Here is a 16846-nt window from a genome sequence, read left to right on the forward strand (position 1 = left end):
ATACTAACACTTCTCCGCTTTAAAGTAAATTGAATTTTTAAACCGTGTACTGGGGCATGAAAAGCAGCCATCTATAAAACTGTGGAGGACTCGACCGCCACTCATCCGTATCAACAGTATATTTTCTCATAACAGAAAAAACGGTACAGAGATTGTCTCTGTACCGCGATACGCACATTGTTATTCGAGGATTGTCCAAGTGTCCAGTGCCTGCCACCGGACGGCTTCATGCTCATGCTGCCGGTAAGCTCTCAGGCGATTGCGACAATCCTGATTCCATAGTAACTCCTCACCAGCAATCTTTAGCAACGACAACCCTAACCAGGAAGACGCCATATCCGTCCGAACATTCAACGTATCTGTGGTGTGAAGCAGTTGCTCTGGTTTCCAATATCCTTTGCTGGCAAGCACCGTTTGTGTAACCTGCCGATTAACCGATTGCAATATATACGGATGTGCATTAGCGATATCAATAACAGGGTCCAAACGGAGTAGCACCTGATCCGGCTGGCTCCAGTCCATGGCAGCCAAGTGTAGACGGATCGTAATGAGCTTCAGTGTTTCATGAGGATGAAACGCCTCGATGATTGCTGCATATAACGGTGCAAGCTGCCTTTTCACCGATGGAGATACCGAAACAAGCTGATCAATCAACTCCAGCAAACGTTGACGATGCGGCAAATCTCGTTCACTACCCGCGTTCCAGTTGTCCTTCATTTCCGTTTCAGCCAACTGCCGGATGACTTGCACGACCTCATCATTCACTTTCCCGTCTCTGCTAACCGTGACCAAGGTATGAATCGCGGCTTTCCAGCGCGTACCATCCTGCAGATCGATTAGTGCTTTGCCAGCACATTGTGAAATGACCTTTGCACCCACATGTCCCCAGCGTGACATCGCATGAAAAGCTTCCATCGATACAATCGGGTCATCATGGCCCGCAATTTCGGTAATCCACTGTAAATATCGCAGTCGCGCTTCCACCGGAAGTTCATCCGGTCGTTGATTCAGCAAACTGCGCGCTATGTCCCGATCCGAAGAGGTTGCCATAACACTCATCATCGCCCAGCTTCGCTCGTCATCCAGACATTGTCTGGCCGCATGACCAATGGCAATAATGACATCCCTGTGCCTCTTCGGCTTCTCGAATTCACGGACGAGTAAGCTCACGCTCTCACTACTTTTATAAGCTCCCAGCAGCCGAACTGCTTCTTTCCTCACCGTAATCTTAAGCTTCTCCCGATCCAGCAGTTCCGAGAGTATGGACGTGAGCAGCATCGGGTTAACCCTGCGTGCACACCTCGGAATGGAGTACATCGCCACTCGCGCACGATCTCCATCCAAATTATTCAACAACACAGGGAGGGCGTCTTCCGGTTCCTCTGTTAATGAAAAAGCATGCAGCGCAGCCTCAACAATATGTACTTCCGGATCATTTGTCAGATTCTCTAACAGCTCATTCGAGCGATAATCCGGCATACCCGCCAAACTCCGCATCGCATTGGCGCGTTCATAGAAGCTTCGCTTGTTGTCTTGTGCCACCCGTTCAAGTAGCGAAGCCAGCGCCTGCTGCTGACGAGGCAGCCAGCGGTAAAAGCCCTCATAAGCTGGAACAAGATAGATCGTTTTCCCCGTTAAATGTTTACCTTTGAGGACTTTGCCAGAGATAAACGGATCAAGCCACTCCTGACGTTTCAAATGTAAATGCTCGAACACTTCATAGAATGAGATGAAAGTCGGATCATGATCCAGCAGTTCCCTAACCCGCTTATCCCTGGTCTTGTAGGGTGCCAACCAGTATCGGACGGCTTGAGCCGCTGACTTTTTACCCTTGACTAACTCTTCCAGCAAGTCGTGGAGTTTGGGTAGTCGATCAATCGCTTTGCCAAATGCACTAGCCATCTGCAGAACGACGTAGTCACTCTCCCGCTTGTTCGCTTCTATACCTATGGCATAGATCTCGTCAAATAAGGTTTCAAGCGCGGCTTGAGGCAAGCTGTCCCAATCTCTGGAAAACAACATAAACTGCCCATCTCGCATAGCCATTCGCTTGAGCGTTCTAAGCGCAAATTGGAACAAGGGACGTTCCGGTTCACTTGCATGCTCCCGTAGAACGGCAAAAGCCAACTGCTCAACTCCGGTTCTGGTTCCATGCGAAGTATCTCTGGCCTCAATGACACTGTCGACCAGGATCGTCAGATGCTGCACATGCTCTTCCTTAAACATCGTTACCGGACAGCTTGATAATTCGGACATGACGATGAAACGTACCGGGTCCTGATCGTTTTTCACCCTTGTCAGGAAGCGTAACGTTTCCTCCACCCCACTACGGGACAGAGCCGTGCTTTGTATCAGCCGGGAATACGCCGTAGCACGTTCGTCCGCATTCGATACCTGAACAGACTGCTCCAGCGTTCCTCTAACTTGTTCAATCAGGCGACGCGCCGTCATTTCAAACGTCCTGCCCCGGTCTTCCCGGATTTCTCGCAGGGTAAGCATACGAGCCGCTTCCTTGTCACGCAATTGATGTGGCAGTACATCAAGCAAAGCCATAGGGAACGTTCGATTCGTTCGTTCCTGCTTCGGGTAAGCTGCATGAAATAACGCTTCACGGCTTGAAGGCGCAAGCGTATCCAGTACCTTCGCCACTTGAAAAGGTGCTTCCGCAAGCATGGTCACCAGTGCCGTCCATTGCGCTGTGTTGAAATACTTTCTTTTTTTCAACACTCCCGCCGGTACCCCGTTGTTCAGCAGATATGCCCTTGTCTCTTGCCTCGTCAGCAGTTCAAATACTTGCTCAGGGCTAGTCTGAATCAGAATGCCCAGTTGATTTTTAATCACAGGATGAATCAACTCTTTGGGCCCATACTGTAGCGCGTAGTCCAATACAGCGGACGGTCTGAACACACTCAGCTTCTCTACCGCTGTGCTCATCTCATACCACACACCGGACTTTCCGCTCTCTGACACCTGATTCAACGCTTCCTTTAAGTAAATAGCGACCAGATCCGGGTAGCGGGTTGTTATGGTTCGCCAATTTTTCATTGCATATCCAAGCTGCGGCAATCGTGTGCGAACCGTTGCTTCACCACACATGGATAACAGTAAAACAGCTTCATCAGCTCCCCACCGTTCCAATACGATTGGCAGCAGCCGTTCTGCCCAATCTTGTCGGGTATACTTCACAATGCTTCGCAACAGTTGCTGACGGCAATGGTGTGACATGGAAACGACCTCAGTTTCAATGCCGTATCCCGGATCAATGACCACCGCTGCCAACATGGAGGCAGCTCGTACCCTAACCCCGGCCTTGGGATGATGTAATGCATGTATAACAGCTTGCGCGTCCTGAACCGCACCAGCTCCGGTTAACGCCAGATGTGCCTCGTGGGCTGTCCCGTTGTCCAACAGCTCAATCAGCAGCGCAGCGTAATCTTTCGGGGCCACGGCCAGATGTTTCCGTCCCAGCCGTGCAATTTCTTTCATTCGGTTCGAATAACCGAGTGAGTCCAGTTCCTGTAAAACCCGATTTTTACTCAGTGGAGTGTGATTGTTCTTCATGAAGCCCTCTCCCCTCATGTTGTCACTTGCACTTGCACTTGCATTTCCACTTACACTTTTCTCTTTTTGCCAATCTTCCATGTGACCTTTTCTATAACTCTCTTATATAACCCCTCCTAACACCTGGAAGTTTCATCGAATAAGTGAACATGTATTAATTCTGCCTAAACTGCCCATACTCCCCGTTTCCCCGTATATATACTTCTACTTCTACTTCTACTTCTACTTCTGCTTCTGCTTCTGATCTTCTTTACCGAGAATAATAGGCAATTCAATCTGTAAGGTAAAGGTGTCCTCTTGCTGAGATATCTTCAATGTTCCATCATGCTGTTCAATAATTTTCTGGCAGCTGACCAGTCCGATCTCGTTGCTGTCCTTCGTTTTGTCGACAGGTCTGATCCGGTTCCGAGCGGTCATGATCAAGGTTTGCTGCCTGATGGATAACTCGATATCAACTGGATGAGATGTATCCGCATATTTCTTTATATTGGAGAAAATATTATCAAACACTCGCCGAATCGATACGAGATTCATCTCTAGCAAAAAAGGTTGCTCCGCATGTTTCGGCTGGATATGAACATCGAAATCTTCCATTACGGCGAGCTGCTCATCCAGCAACTGATCCATTAACTCCCGCCCATCATAGATTTCGAATTCCACCTCTTCTTCCTCTGATGCAGAAGATACTGTGAAGTACTCAAACAGTTTGTCCGATAAAATTTTGATCTGATAGGCTTTCTCCCGGCTATTATGAATATACTGGTGCAAATCCTCTGGTGTCTTGTACTTGCCCAGTTCAATAATGTCCATATATCCAAGCAGAATCGTCAGCGGTGTGCGTAAATCATGAGATATCGCCGTAATCAACTCTCGATTCGCAGTCCTCACTCTCTCCTCGCTGCCAAGCCGTTCCACAAAAGATTTCCTCATCTCATCAATACTAGATGCCAAGGATGATAACTCATCTTTACCAGATACCGTAATCCTGTAATCCAGATTGCCGCCTTCGAGTATTTTAATCTCTCGCTCCAGCTTGCCAATATACGATATTTTCTGATTAATGATGAGCAGGAAAGCAAGAATGAACGCAATCAAAGCGATGAATACCGTCAAGATCAGAAGCAGGTTATAGTATTGATATTCATAGAAACCGACCAGATAAATCTGTGCCGTCTGATCCGCAAACTGAACCGTTGTGATCGGTGTTCTGGATGGTAAAAATTGAGTTAACAGCTCTTTATTTATCGCAGAATCCACATCCGTGTTGGAGGCATAAATCAACTTATCCTGTTCAAATATGAATAGCTCCAAGTACCGCTCCCCACGAATCCATTTCGAGAGCCTTTGATGATCCTGTGTAGATAAGTGCTCGCTGCTTACCATGGTCTGGAATCGTTCCAATGCATCCCGTTGCCTGTTTTCGATAAACGTCGATTTGCTGAGATAACTGTCCAGTGCCGTTTCACCAACAACCTGTAAAACGATGAATGTACCTACAGCAACGAACAGCGAGAGAATAATCGCAAGCACCAGCTTGAGCTTCAGTTTTTTTCCGATGAGCAGTTTATTCAATTTTGTACCCCTTCCCCCAAACCGTCTTCACATATTTAGGTTGCTGCGGGTCATCTTCCAGCTTGTTCCTCAGATTACGAATATGAACCATTACGGTGTTATTACATGTATAAAAATAAGGCTGCTGCCACACGCTCTCATAGATATTTTCGGCGGAGAACACCTTTCTGCGTTTCGATGCCAACAGCATCAAAATTTGATACTCAATGTCGGTTAGAGAAATTTCCTTCTCACCTATATAGACGGATTTAGAATCCTGATGAATGGTCAGATCCTTCACCACAATGTGCTCGGACTCCTCAATTTTCTCCTTGCCCCGGTACACATAATATCGGCGAAGCAATGCTTTGACCCTTGACACGAGTTCGGTGTAGGAGAACGGTTTGGACAAAAAGTCATCGCTCCCTGACGAGAAGGCTAGTTGTTTATCCGAATCCTGTGTTTTCGCTGTAAGGAACAGAATTGGTGCACTTGTTTTTTCACGAATCTCCAGACATGCCTTGAGTCCCGATTTGTTAGGCATCATCATATCCAGAATAATAAGATCGGTCTCTTCCGTTACTTTATCAATCGCATCTTGGCCGTCTACGGCTTCAATGACTTCATAATTTTCACTCTCTAATAAAATCTTGACGATTTCACGAATCTCACTGTTGTCATCTGCAATCAAAATCTGCTTGTTGTTATTCATTCGAAATCCCTCCGTTCATCTCAGTATAGTTTGCGAGTCTCACCAGAGCCAGCGGATCAGAATCGTCTTAAGAATTCTTCAGAAGTTAAGTAGGTATCTCTTCATGATTTCGTTTTATAATGTTAATAGTCAAAGTCATTACAAAAAGGGGTCTTAAGTTATGCCGCAAATCTCAAAACGTATCGTGATGAAAGTATTGCTTGGTCTGATTGCTGTCGTGTCCACGGGTCTACTGATCTATTATGCGCCTGCCATCATCAAAATCATGTCGTCCATGGACAATTTCAGAGCATATATTCATTCCACGGGACACTGGGGCCCGATAATGTTTATTTTATTTCAAATTCTGCAGATCGTCGTTGCACCTATTCCCGGAGAGGTCGTACAGATTGCCGGGGGATATATCTACGGTACTGCACTCGGTTCCTTCTATACAACGGTCGGTCTGATCATAGGGTCAGCGATCGCTTTCTATTTCACTCGTTTTATCGGTCGGGATTTTGTATCGCGCCTGCTGCAGAAGCAAAATGTGAAATGGATGTCCTTTATGCATGATGAGCGAAAATTTGCTGCTTTTCTGTTTATCTTTTTCCTCATCCCCGGTCTGCCCAAAGATATGCTCGTATTTGTCGCTGCTCTGACATCCATCAGCTCTTTGCGCTTCTTCACCATTCTGCTGGTTGGACGCTTGCCGTGGATTATCGCTTCGGCCGTGGTAGGTTCCAACCTTCATATGCAGCAGTATACCATCGCCATCATCATATCGGTTATTGCCGTTGCTGGATTTATATTCGGATACATCTACAAGAACAAATTAATGAACCTGTTCTCCAAAACGGATAAAACGGATAAAACAACCGAGATCATTGAAATAAAAGAGACAAAAGAAACAAGAGAGGCAAAAGAAATCAGTACAACGATCAAAACCAAAGCTGCACCTGCTATCGTGAAAACGAGAGACTTGGCAACGAAAAAAGGATAACCTGTATTTCATATTGTATTATCCAACATTTTTGTACCATTCAAAATACGAAATAAGGAGCAGATGCCATTCATCTGTCTCCATCATCATTGGAGGAATACCTATGCAAACGATTGAAACAAGTCGCCTGATTTTACGCAATTTTTCCTCAGAAGACGCGGCTGGATTATTGGAGTATACGGCGAATCCACGAGTGAACTGCTTCATGGATCACAAGCTTATAACGCTGGAAGACGCGGCTGTAGAGGTTGAAAAACGAAGCAAGGACGACTCCCATATTGCCGTGTGCTTGAAAGACAGCAACGAAATTATTGGAGAGCTGTTTGGCATGACAGAAGGTCCCGATCCAGATTCGGAATCGGGTTCAAAATCAGATTCAGATACGTATAGTGTCGGCTGGAATTTCAATGAAAGGTTCGAAGGAAAGGGATATGCCAGTGAGAGTGCTGGTGCTTTCATGCAATACCTCTTTATGGAACAGGGAATTCGGAGAATTTACGCTTATGTCGAAGATAATAACTACCGTTCCCAGAAGCTGTGTGAGAAGCTGGGCATGCGCCGGGAAGGTCTATTCCTGGAGTTCATTTCTTTTGTGAAAAATGAAGACGGCACGCCAAAATACGAAAACACGTATCAATATGCGATATTAAAAAAAGAATGGCTGGCACAACAGGCTGCTGCCGAATAGTGGAATCAGACCATAAAAAGAAGCGGCAGCCTCTCCCCGGTGTTATTTCGGGACAGGCCGCCGCTTCTGTATGTTTACTTAGTGTCCAACAATGTGCCAAGTACTTTCTCCGCCATCGCCTTACCTTGAGAGATACAGTCCGTGTTTATGTCTACACCTATGAGAATATCTATATCTTATGTGATTAGCTGCCCCAGTATTGCTTCGCAATTTGCTGGCCCTGATGAATCTTCGCCCACTGCTGGGCTTCGCTCAGTTCGTTACCGCCATCACAGGAGGCAAATCCACATTGGTGAGACAATAACAGCCTATCCTTATCGATGATTTTGGATGCTTCGTCCAGCAAACGAATCACTCGTTCTTCATCGTCGAGTGTACTCGTTTTGGAGGACAACAATCCCAGTACAATCTCTGTATCCGGTCTGTCTTTGAACACTTCCAGCGCTTCGATAGAACCGGCACGGTCATCATCCCACTCCAGGAAGAAACGGTCATACTTCAATTGCTTCAAGAACAGATTTGCAATCTTCGCATACGATCCACCGCCCATATTGCGGGAATCATAGTTGCCGCGGCAGTTATGTGTCCACATTTTCAGACCCAAGCTATGACCAAAGTCAATGACCGTATTGTTGATATCAATAAAATCCGTGGCGAGGCCCTGTACTTCCTCTTGATTAATATGCTCTCCGGTAAACGGCGAGTTCGGATTGTCGTCGGCAAACAGCTCCCACAGGCAGTCATCCATCTGCAAAATGGTACCGCCCGCATCTACGAAATCCTGCACAAATTCCGTATAAGCACTCACCAGACCCGCTTTCAGTTCCTGCGTATTCTGGTACACTGCATCCTTGCCCCCAATGTTGTCCGACCAGGACAATTCACCGAAAATATGAGATGGCGACGGAATGCAGAGTTTAGTCTGCTGTTCACCCGCTTGGTCTTGCAGCTGTTTGAACAGTTGAATGAAATGATGATTCTTGCCGCTCAGTTGACCTGTGATGCGCAGCCCGATATCTTTACGAGTCTCATATTTTGAAGTGCCGTCCACATCCCGGAAAAAGTACCCATGATCCGCGATATAACGTTCCACTCCGCCAAAACCCCAGACAAAGTCGAGATGCCACATCGATTTGGAAAATTCCCCGTCCGTGATGACGGACAAGTCATTCTCGATCTCTTTCTGTACCACTTGCTCAATCGCTTTGGTCTCACATTGCTGGTATCCTTGAAAATTTTCATAGAACGGATACTGGATATCATCCCGGTGTTCAATCTGTGTTTTATATGTCAGCAGCTCATCCGGCCGCAATAAACTTCCTACGATCTGGAACTTGTCAGTCATGTAAATAACCCCCTCGTTGTATATAAACATCATATCACGCGGAACGGGGTTAGAAGAGATACCAAATAGGCATGACTGGTTATAGCTTCAGGCTATACCAAATTAAAAACATGTATAATCTTCAACTTTGGTCTTTGGTCTGTAGTCTTATGCCTCTATTGAAATCGTCTCACAGTCATTGAATATTGAAAAACGTTCGAAACACTCCTGTACCACGGTTACAAGTTCTTCGGTTATCTTTATATCTTTTTCGTACCAGACATGTTTAACCACAAGCCTACCATATTTCCGTTCCACGATAATCTCTGCTCTTCCAATGAACCAATCTCCATACAATAAAGGTAACACATAATAACCGAATTTCCGTTTGAGTGCCGGCGTATAGATCTCCCATTTATAGTCAAACTCAAACAATTCATAAATAAGCTTTCTATCCCACATTAAATTATCCAGTGGAGCAATCAATTCACAGCGCTCTTGTAACTCCGTACTTTGCAGTATAAGTTCAAATAAAGGTAAGTCTTCTGCCTTGCAGTATAACCGTTCCTTCATTTGTTCTACCTCAACAGCAACAATGCGCTCCTCCAGCAATAGCTCTTGAAAAGCTATATTCCGCTGCTCTGTTTTCAACCCCCATATATTAAGCCAGGCATCTGATGCACGATTCCACAGTAAGCCAACTGCACCGATTCGGCGCAATACTCTCCACTTGTGATGATCTAATTCGTTCAACAATGGATCTGGCGCATGCAACAAATCGGCCTGTATGTATTTCTCAGCCAGATCATAATATTTACGTGTTCCCTTTTTATGATGGATAACCAGCTCACCTGTCGAATACATCTGCTCTAGCACAGAACGCGAAACATTGTTCCCACTACTCCAGTGAATGGCTGAACGCCAAGTGAAGTCTCCTTCTAGTTGCAATGTATTTAATTCATTCGAACTTACCGGACCAACCTGCTGTATATGGGCACGTACTTGTCCTATCAGTGTCTCCATTTGAGGATAGCTTTCTGCATGTTGTCTGGCCGCTTGTCTGTACCGTTCGAAATAAGGCCAGGCCTCCACCGGGATTATAGCGAGATTCTTGTCGGGATAATCCATCAGCAATCGATCCTGATACAACAATTCGTCGAGCATGTTTTTGCTAAACCCACTGATGCGTGACTGCAGTACCAATTCGGCATTTTTTCCACAGATATCAATAGGATCATATTGAATACAGCCAACCTGTCTTGTATATTCCATGATCCCTGACTTGCCGACAAATTGATGCTCACCCATTAACCCGTGCTTTAACAATAAAAACTGCCTGGCTTGCTGTTTAGTTAATCGTATCATTGGACGTGTCCACCCCTTAACAAGTTCAACCACAGTAATTCCCCGAATATGTATAAAATATAGAACGAACAAAACATATGTTCTTATTCTATTTTATCTTTGTTGAAGTATAAAAACAATATGTAGTACAAAATAAAAACTATCTTTTGTTCTAAACAACTCTTCATTACGTTTTCCACCTATTGAGCCTTTTAGCAACATAAAATCACAATAAAAAAACTCCAAATTAGTTGGAGTCTTGGTTAGCTTCTGTCCGATAAACACAAGCAGACCGCCCCCTTACAAAGGTTGCGGTCTACTTAGTCGTATCTCCACTTGTTTGAAGCCCACCGCTTAAAAGTGGCTATTGCGCAAAGAGTCATGTTGACGCATGGCTCTCTTTGCATTATTAACTTTTAGCTGTCTATAGCTTTAGTATATCTAGCAATATTCAGATTTCACACCGTTCTGCGGCGCAGTTCGTAAAAATACTGCACGGCAGAATGCTTCATTTTAATCGAATCCGACATGTTCAGAATCCGCTTTTTGCCCACCCGCCTGTCGATCAGCGCCAGAATATTAAGCAGAATGTCATTGCTCTCCAGATTGTCCTCAATTGAAGTGGCTAGAAACGTCGTTGCTACCGCTGTAAAATTAGATTTGCTTAACGCAGCTTGAGCAGCTAACAGCTCTTTGGCATGAGATGTACTTTTTCTACCTCGCACCATGATCTCCAGACGCTCTTCCGGGACAGCCCCTTTGGTTTCTTTGCGAATAGCTTCAATCTCTTCCATACTTACAGGAATGACGATATTCGGATCATTTTTGATTTCCTGATCGGTCTGATACCACCGAATCGGTGTGGTCGAATCCCCCATATTGAGGATATTCTTCTGATCCACGGTCAGATAACCACTCCCTGATTTATCTGGTGAATAGCGATAACTGGTTGCCCGGTACGCTACGGTTCCGGCCAGTGCGGGGCTAAGGAAACTCTCTAATTGTTGTTTTAATTTACTCCAGGACATCGTTCCTCCTATTCTCAGTAAAGCTTCAGTAGAACATTTACCTAAAGTATATCACAGCACAACGATACGCCCCGCTATTAGCTACAGAACAAAGAAATAGTTCGATTTTGAAGGCAACCGATGTTTGGTTCTCCATGAACATGTATAATAAAATTTGGTAATCATTGCATTCTACTCTGGCATTGTCCATCACTCGTGAACCTGATTGCCTATCATTAGAGATCTTATACTCACTAAGGAGAGGGAGACATTAATGAAGAAGAAGCAAACAACATTACCTGCGAATCTGGAACAGCTTTTCAAGAATCAAGATATGGATGCGATAAAAGAGGTCTTTGAACATTGCGAATGGGATGCAATCGGGGGATATAACAAAGGTACAGCCCTCAGCTTTCGGCATATTCCAGATGAGATTATTCACTGGCTTGCGGAGAAAGGGGCTGATCTGAATGCCCGTGACAAATACCAGCGTACACCCTTGCATGCTCATGCCTCACATTGGTCGGGGAACGTAACACTTCTCCTTGAACGCGGTGCCGATCTGAATGCGGTAGATTACACCAATGAAACCCCTTTACATGTAGCAGTGAATTCATATAGAACACCGGTGGTTCAGGAGCTGGTAAACCGGGGGGCTGAGATCAATGTAGAAAATAAACAAGGAAATACCCCGCTAGCAAAGGGATTAGTCAATTGCCGGAATAGCGATATTGTGAATATGTCAGAGATTTCCTCAATTCTGCTGAATGCCGGAGCAACGATCACCCCGGCAATGAAAGAGTCGGTGAAACGAATCGGCAAGGATTTTGAATTCGTCCGTGAAAATTATAATAAAGACAAGGTTGACAAAGTGTCGGACGCACTGGACAAGTTGTATCAACAATTTGATGTTAAACCTGTGGCCAATCGGATCATGCATGATGGAACAAGCCCCATCCATGTAAAGGCAGATCATTGGTCCAAGCAACATCAAGAGCTGTGGGCGTATCTCATTCCTCCACAGGGTCATGCCTCAACGGTTCAGGGCGAGGTCATTCGTATTACAGGGCGCATCTCTGATGAAGTATTGCGCAATGGTGGTGGAAACTGGGATGCAGATTATCGTAAGATGCTGACTACCCTGGTTCAGCACTTAGGCACAGGTGCTCCACTAAACCCGACTCTCTTACAAGAGGCACACGACTTGGCACACAGGCTACGCAATGGATCGGATTATGATGCACCTGCCCGATTAAGTGAGTTAGCCGTATTATGGGTGCTGGATAATCCTTATCCTGTCGCATTGGTGCAACCGGAATATAAACGTTGATTTTTATATGGATCAGCCCTATCTTGAAGTTTTTATCTCCACGACTCACACATTTTCTTATGTTGATGCTATCATGAAGATATTCAGATATTTATAGCGTATTTTGTAGATTGGGGTCGACTTCATGATCAGGGATATTCTTCGAGTCAGTTCTCGTACGATCTTGTTTCACATCACGTTTGTTGTTGTTATCGGTTTGGCCATAAGCTATTCCATCATGTCTGCACCAGAATCCCCTCCCATTCGAAGTGAAAAAGGCATACTCGATTTAACTCAGGATCATATTCGTACGAATCCTGTAAAGTTAGAGGGAGAATGGACATTTTACTGGCATGAGTTGCTTTCGCCTGAGGATATACGAAGTCGTATGGAAAAGGGGGGACAGCCTAACCGATACATCAACATCCCTGGATCATGGCTAGGTTACCGTTTAGATGGTCAAGAACTGACAGGAGAAGGCTTTGCCACTTTTCGTCTGCTCATTAAGCTAAGCGAGCAGGACAGAAATGAGCGACTTGCGCTGCGGCTCCCTTCCATTTTCCATGCCTATAAACTATGGGTAAATGGAGAACTGCTTGCGGACGCTGGTATGGTTGGTCAGGACAAAAGTGACATGACACCGCAACTGGCAACTAGACTGGTGTTCTTCCAGCCCAAGAGCGACACGGTAGAACTCGTGATGCAAGTATCCAACTTCTATCATAATCGTGGCGGCATCACCAAGGAAATAGAACTAGGTGGCAGTAACGTATTAACGGTCCAGACTAAACAGAAGGTTGCCACAGACATGTTTATAACGGCAAGTCTGCTCGTCATTGGCATATATAATCTGATGTTGTTCTTGCTCCGACGTCAGGATAGAGCACCGTTATACTTTGGTCTGTTTACCTTGTTGTTTGGCATCCGATCCATGCTGAATGGCGAGCTGATGTTTACACAATTTTTCCCTGATTTCCCGTGGGAATTGCAGTTCAAGATGGAGTATCTGACTCTTTCTCTTGGCGGCTATGTCATTACCAAGTATTTTGAATGTATTTTCCCGAATTATGTCTCGCGATGGTTCCGTCTTGGCAGCCGGATCGCAACTGGCTTACTCTGCCTGGTTGTTGTCGTAACCCCTGCACTGATCTATACCAAAATGTTAATGCTGATTGGTGCGGTCGTTGTTCTTCATATGGCCTATCTGATGGTTGGACTAGCCAAAGCGGCTATGCAGCATATGGAGGGGGCTCTGATTTTCCTACTCGTATCTGTGGTTGCTTTGGTTACCGTGATTAACGACTTCTTATATTACAATGAGTGGTCGCCAATCGGAAATACATCACCGATGGGTCTGTTAATATTTACGATTGCACAGCTGATTCTGGTTTCTTCCAGATTCACAAGGGCCGCAACAAACGAGGTACGGATTGCCCGTGAGCTTCAGGAAGCGAATGACAGGCTTACCGATATGAATACTAATCTGGAGCAACTCGTAAAGGAACGCACATTTGCACTATCTGCAGCTCATGAAGACCTGCGTACATCGTATGAGCAGCTACTCCGCTCAGAGCATGGAAGAAAGAAGCTGCTTGCCTATATCACGCATGATTTACGCTTGCCTCTGTCCAGCATGCTTGGTTATGTTGAGGCTGTAAAAGACATGGTGAAACCCGAACGCAACGAACAGTACCTGAAGTATATCCGTGATAACACGATACGGATTAATCATATGATCGGGGAGTTGTCCTACTTGTCACATTTGGAGACGGGACAAGTGGAATACCAAATGAAGCCGGTTCATGCAGCCGAGTTCTTACGTAGTTTTTTTGAACAATATGAGCTGGTTGTGCTTGACGCAGGATTGGACTTCACACTGGACATCGGAAAAGGGGACGATCAACGCGCTGACTTTCCGATCATTGAGATCGATGAACAAAGATTAGAGCAGGCATTGTTTAATCTTGTATCCAACGCGATGAAGTTCACCTCTACTGGTGGAAGGATACGTCTTGCTCTAGCCGTAGACGAGGCAGAAGATCACCCCTGTGTGATCATTAGTGTACAAGACTCTGGCATGGGAATTCCCCCGGCTCAACTCGAACAAATCTTTGATCGCAATTACAGATATGATCGGCCAAGCACGGACATGAAAGTAGAGGGCAGCGGACTCGGACTTGCGATTTGCAGGGAAATTGTACAAGCGCATGGAGGGATCGTTCAAGCGGACAGCGATGGCGAGACGGGATCGATATTTTATATATCGCTGCCACTGTATTCAACAAGCAGGAAGGTGACAGCATGAAGGACACGTACAAAATTATGATCGTTGATGACGATCCCCATATATGCGAGATTGTTCAGGCGTATTGTGAACGAGAAGGTTTTAGTTCCTCCTATAGCCACACTGGGACAGAAGCTATGCAGCTGCTTACATCGTTTAACCCGGATCTGATTGTGCTGGATGTGATGCTGGCCAATGAAAGTGGCATTGACTGGTGCAGGAACGCACGGATCTATACCGACGCGCCGATCTTGTTTTTGAGCAGCCATGAGGAAGATGAGGTAAAGATCAGTGCATTAACCGATGGCGGTGACGATTATGTGACCAAACCGTTCAGTCCGGGCGTGCTCATGGCCAAAATCAAGGCTCACCTTCGCAGAGTATCGACAAGCAGACGGGAACAACTGTTGGAGTTATCAGGAATGACGCTGGATTTCTATGCACAGTCCGTCAACATAGGCAGTAAACCGATCTTTTTATCCAAAAAAGAATTTAGTCTCCTCTCCTATATGGCACAAAACGTGAATCGGGTCATCTCTGTTGATACGTTGTTCAATCTCGTCTGGGGCATGGAAAGTCTGGAGGATACGAGAACAGTCGCTGTACACATCAGTAATTTACGTAAAAAAATCGAGGATGATCCTCTCCATCCAGAGAGAATTATTACGATTCGGGGAGCCGGGTACATGCTGGCCTCGTCATAAATCTCCGTAATTTCAACTCAGCGATTCGCTGGTTGAGCACCAATCTTTAGCCGCATGTTGCCATGATAAGCGCAGGACGTGTACTGGAATCCCTGGTCGATGTGATCAACCATTCCGGTAACGTCTTTTTATTTTGTAAAAAATATAAAAAGGGCTGCTCTTATGCAGTTATTTCTGCATAATAAAAAAGGCCCAAGCGGTTATTACACTTGAGCGATTTAGAAAAGAATGTCTTTCCATCCCGATGCTATTTCCTGCTATGGAAAATCGGAAGTTCCACCTTAGATGACGGGTTCCAGCAACAGGAGGTGATGATAGGCGATTTTTATATGCTGCTCTCTGTCTCTGCCTGTTCCTTCCTTACGAACTCATCCAGCAACTCACGCACTTTAGCGGTTGTCTTGGCGTTCATCAAGTTACCTCTCAACTCACTTGCACCGCGAAATCCACGAACATAGATTTTGAAAAAACGCGCCAGCGGACTGAACGAACGTGGTTCCAGCTCGGAATATTGATCATGCAGATCCAGATGCAGCCGCAGCAGGTGGAGGAACTCCTCCGTGGTATGCTCTCTCGGCTCCTTCTCAAAAGCAAACGGATTCTGGAATATGCCCCGTCCAATCATAATGCCATCCACACCGTACTGCTCTGCCAGTTTCAGGCCAGCTTCACGGTCAAGGATATCCCCGTTGATGGTTAACAGCGTATTCGGTGCGATCTCATCCCGCAGTTTTTTGATCTCGGGAATCAACTCCCAGTGGGCATCTACCTTGCTCATTTCCTCTCTTGTGCGCAGGTGAATGGACAGATTCACAATATCTTGCTGCAAAATATGAGTTAACCAGTCGCGCCATTCATCGACCTCGGTGAATCCCAGTCTTGTTTTGACGCTGACCGGCAAGCCTCCAGCTTTCGCTGCTTGAATAATCTCCGCAGCAAGGGCAGGTCGGCAGATCAGACCACTTCCTTTGCCATTTTCCGCTACATTGGCTACAGGACAGCCCATATTAATATCGATGCCCTTGAACCCTTCCTTCGCCATCCCAATGCTCATCTCGCGGAAAAACTCCGGTTTGTCTCCCCAAATATGAGCTACAATGGGCTGTTCATCTTCCGTAAACGTTAACCGTCCACGCACACTTTTGTTACCCTCCGGGTGGCAGTAACTTTCCGAATTCGCAAACTCGGTAAAAAACACATCCGGTCTCCCCGCCTCACTGACGACATGCCGAAATACCACATCCGTCACATCCTCCATCGGCGCAAGTATGAAAAATGGTCGTGGCAATTCACGCCAAAAATTGTCTTTCTTCATATCCAAAACCTCTCTATGCATACTAGGGAAATGATTTATCCCGAAAATAGCCAAACATCTGTAGA

General features: G+C 45.7%; 12 protein-coding genes. 5 read left to right on the forward strand and 7 right to left on the reverse strand.

The window, feature by feature from the left end; translation table 11 throughout:
• Window positions 1-180 precede the first annotated feature (180 nt).
• The 3 genes from ACR8BL_RS12390 to ACR8BL_RS12400 form a co-directional block, all read right to left on the reverse strand.
• Window positions 181-3642 carry a HEAT repeat domain-containing protein gene (locus ACR8BL_RS12390; protein ID WP_434756690.1) on the reverse strand — a complete coding sequence of 1154 codons (3462 nt, stop codon included), beginning with the start codon at window positions 3640-3642 and terminating at the stop codon, window positions 181-183.
• 141 nt (window positions 3643-3783) lie between these two features.
• Window positions 3784-5133, reverse strand: a complete 1350-nt coding sequence (locus ACR8BL_RS12395) for a histidine kinase dimerization/phospho-acceptor domain-containing protein (RefSeq protein WP_434752886.1) — start codon at window positions 5131-5133, stop codon at window positions 3784-3786.
• A complete protein-coding gene (locus tag ACR8BL_RS12400; protein WP_434752887.1) occupies window positions 5126-5824 on the reverse strand; it encodes a response regulator transcription factor in 699 nt (232 codons plus the stop codon). Before ACR8BL_RS12400 ends, ACR8BL_RS12395 begins: the two co-directional genes overlap by 8 nt.
• A 160-nt stretch (window positions 5825-5984) precedes the next feature.
• On the opposite strand from ACR8BL_RS12400, the gene ACR8BL_RS12405 reads away from it, so the two are divergent.
• Complete coding sequence (locus ACR8BL_RS12405) at window positions 5985-6806, forward strand: TVP38/TMEM64 family protein (RefSeq protein WP_434752888.1); 822 nt, start codon at window positions 5985-5987, stop codon at window positions 6804-6806.
• A gap of 103 nt (window positions 6807-6909) precedes the next feature.
• Window positions 6910-7494 carry a GNAT family N-acetyltransferase gene (locus ACR8BL_RS12410; RefSeq protein WP_434752889.1) on the forward strand — a complete coding sequence of 195 codons (585 nt, stop codon included), beginning with the start codon at window positions 6910-6912 and terminating at the stop codon, window positions 7492-7494.
• Between the two features lie 184 nt (window positions 7495-7678).
• On the opposite strand, the gene ACR8BL_RS12415 is transcribed toward ACR8BL_RS12410, so the two are convergent.
• The 3 genes from ACR8BL_RS12415 to ACR8BL_RS12425 all read right to left on the reverse strand — a co-directional run bounded on the left by ACR8BL_RS12415 (window position 7679) and on the right by ACR8BL_RS12425 (window position 11190).
• Window positions 7679-8839 (reverse strand): 5-methyltetrahydropteroyltriglutamate--homocysteine methyltransferase, encoded by a 1161-nt coding sequence (locus ACR8BL_RS12415; RefSeq protein WP_434752890.1) that lies wholly within the window; start codon window positions 8837-8839, stop codon window positions 7679-7681.
• A 147-nt stretch (window positions 8840-8986) separates the two neighbouring features.
• A complete protein-coding gene (locus tag ACR8BL_RS12420) occupies window positions 8987-10183 on the reverse strand; it encodes a winged helix-turn-helix domain-containing protein (RefSeq protein WP_434752891.1) in 1197 nt (398 codons plus the stop codon).
• A gap of 437 nt (window positions 10184-10620) precedes the next feature.
• The gene (locus tag ACR8BL_RS12425) at window positions 10621-11190 is read right to left on the reverse strand and encodes an SF0329 family protein (RefSeq protein WP_434752892.1); all 570 of its coding nucleotides are present in this window, start codon (window positions 11188-11190) and stop codon (window positions 10621-10623) included.
• A 253-nt stretch (window positions 11191-11443) separates the two neighbouring features.
• Here ACR8BL_RS12425 and ACR8BL_RS12430 point away from each other — a divergent pair, with 253 nt between their 5' ends.
• The 3 genes from ACR8BL_RS12430 to ACR8BL_RS12440 all read left to right on the forward strand — a co-directional run bounded on the left by ACR8BL_RS12430 (window position 11444) and on the right by ACR8BL_RS12440 (window position 15466).
• The gene (locus ACR8BL_RS12430; protein WP_434752893.1) at window positions 11444-12499 is read left to right on the forward strand and encodes an ankyrin repeat domain-containing protein; all 1056 of its coding nucleotides are present in this window, start codon (window positions 11444-11446) and stop codon (window positions 12497-12499) included.
• Between the two features lie 124 nt (window positions 12500-12623).
• On the forward strand, window positions 12624-14783 hold the full coding sequence (locus ACR8BL_RS12435) for an ATP-binding protein (RefSeq protein WP_434752894.1): 2160 nt from the start codon (window positions 12624-12626) through the stop codon (window positions 14781-14783).
• Window positions 14780-15466 carry a response regulator transcription factor gene (locus ACR8BL_RS12440; protein ID WP_434752895.1) on the forward strand — a complete coding sequence of 229 codons (687 nt, stop codon included), beginning with the start codon at window positions 14780-14782 and terminating at the stop codon, window positions 15464-15466. The genes ACR8BL_RS12435 and ACR8BL_RS12440 overlap by 4 nt, the downstream gene beginning before the upstream one ends.
• A 325-nt stretch (window positions 15467-15791) precedes the next feature.
• Here the strand turns inward: ACR8BL_RS12440 and ACR8BL_RS12445 are convergent, their stop codons facing one another.
• On the reverse strand, window positions 15792-16781 hold the full coding sequence (locus tag ACR8BL_RS12445) for a tRNA dihydrouridine synthase (RefSeq protein WP_434752896.1): 990 nt from the start codon (window positions 16779-16781) through the stop codon (window positions 15792-15794).
• Between the last annotated feature and the right edge of the window lie 65 nt (window positions 16782-16846).

It is taken from the genome of Paenibacillus amylolyticus (genome assembly GCF_051136285.1).
Taxonomy (GTDB): Bacteria; Bacillota; Bacilli; order Paenibacillales; family Paenibacillaceae; genus Paenibacillus; species Paenibacillus amylolyticus_F.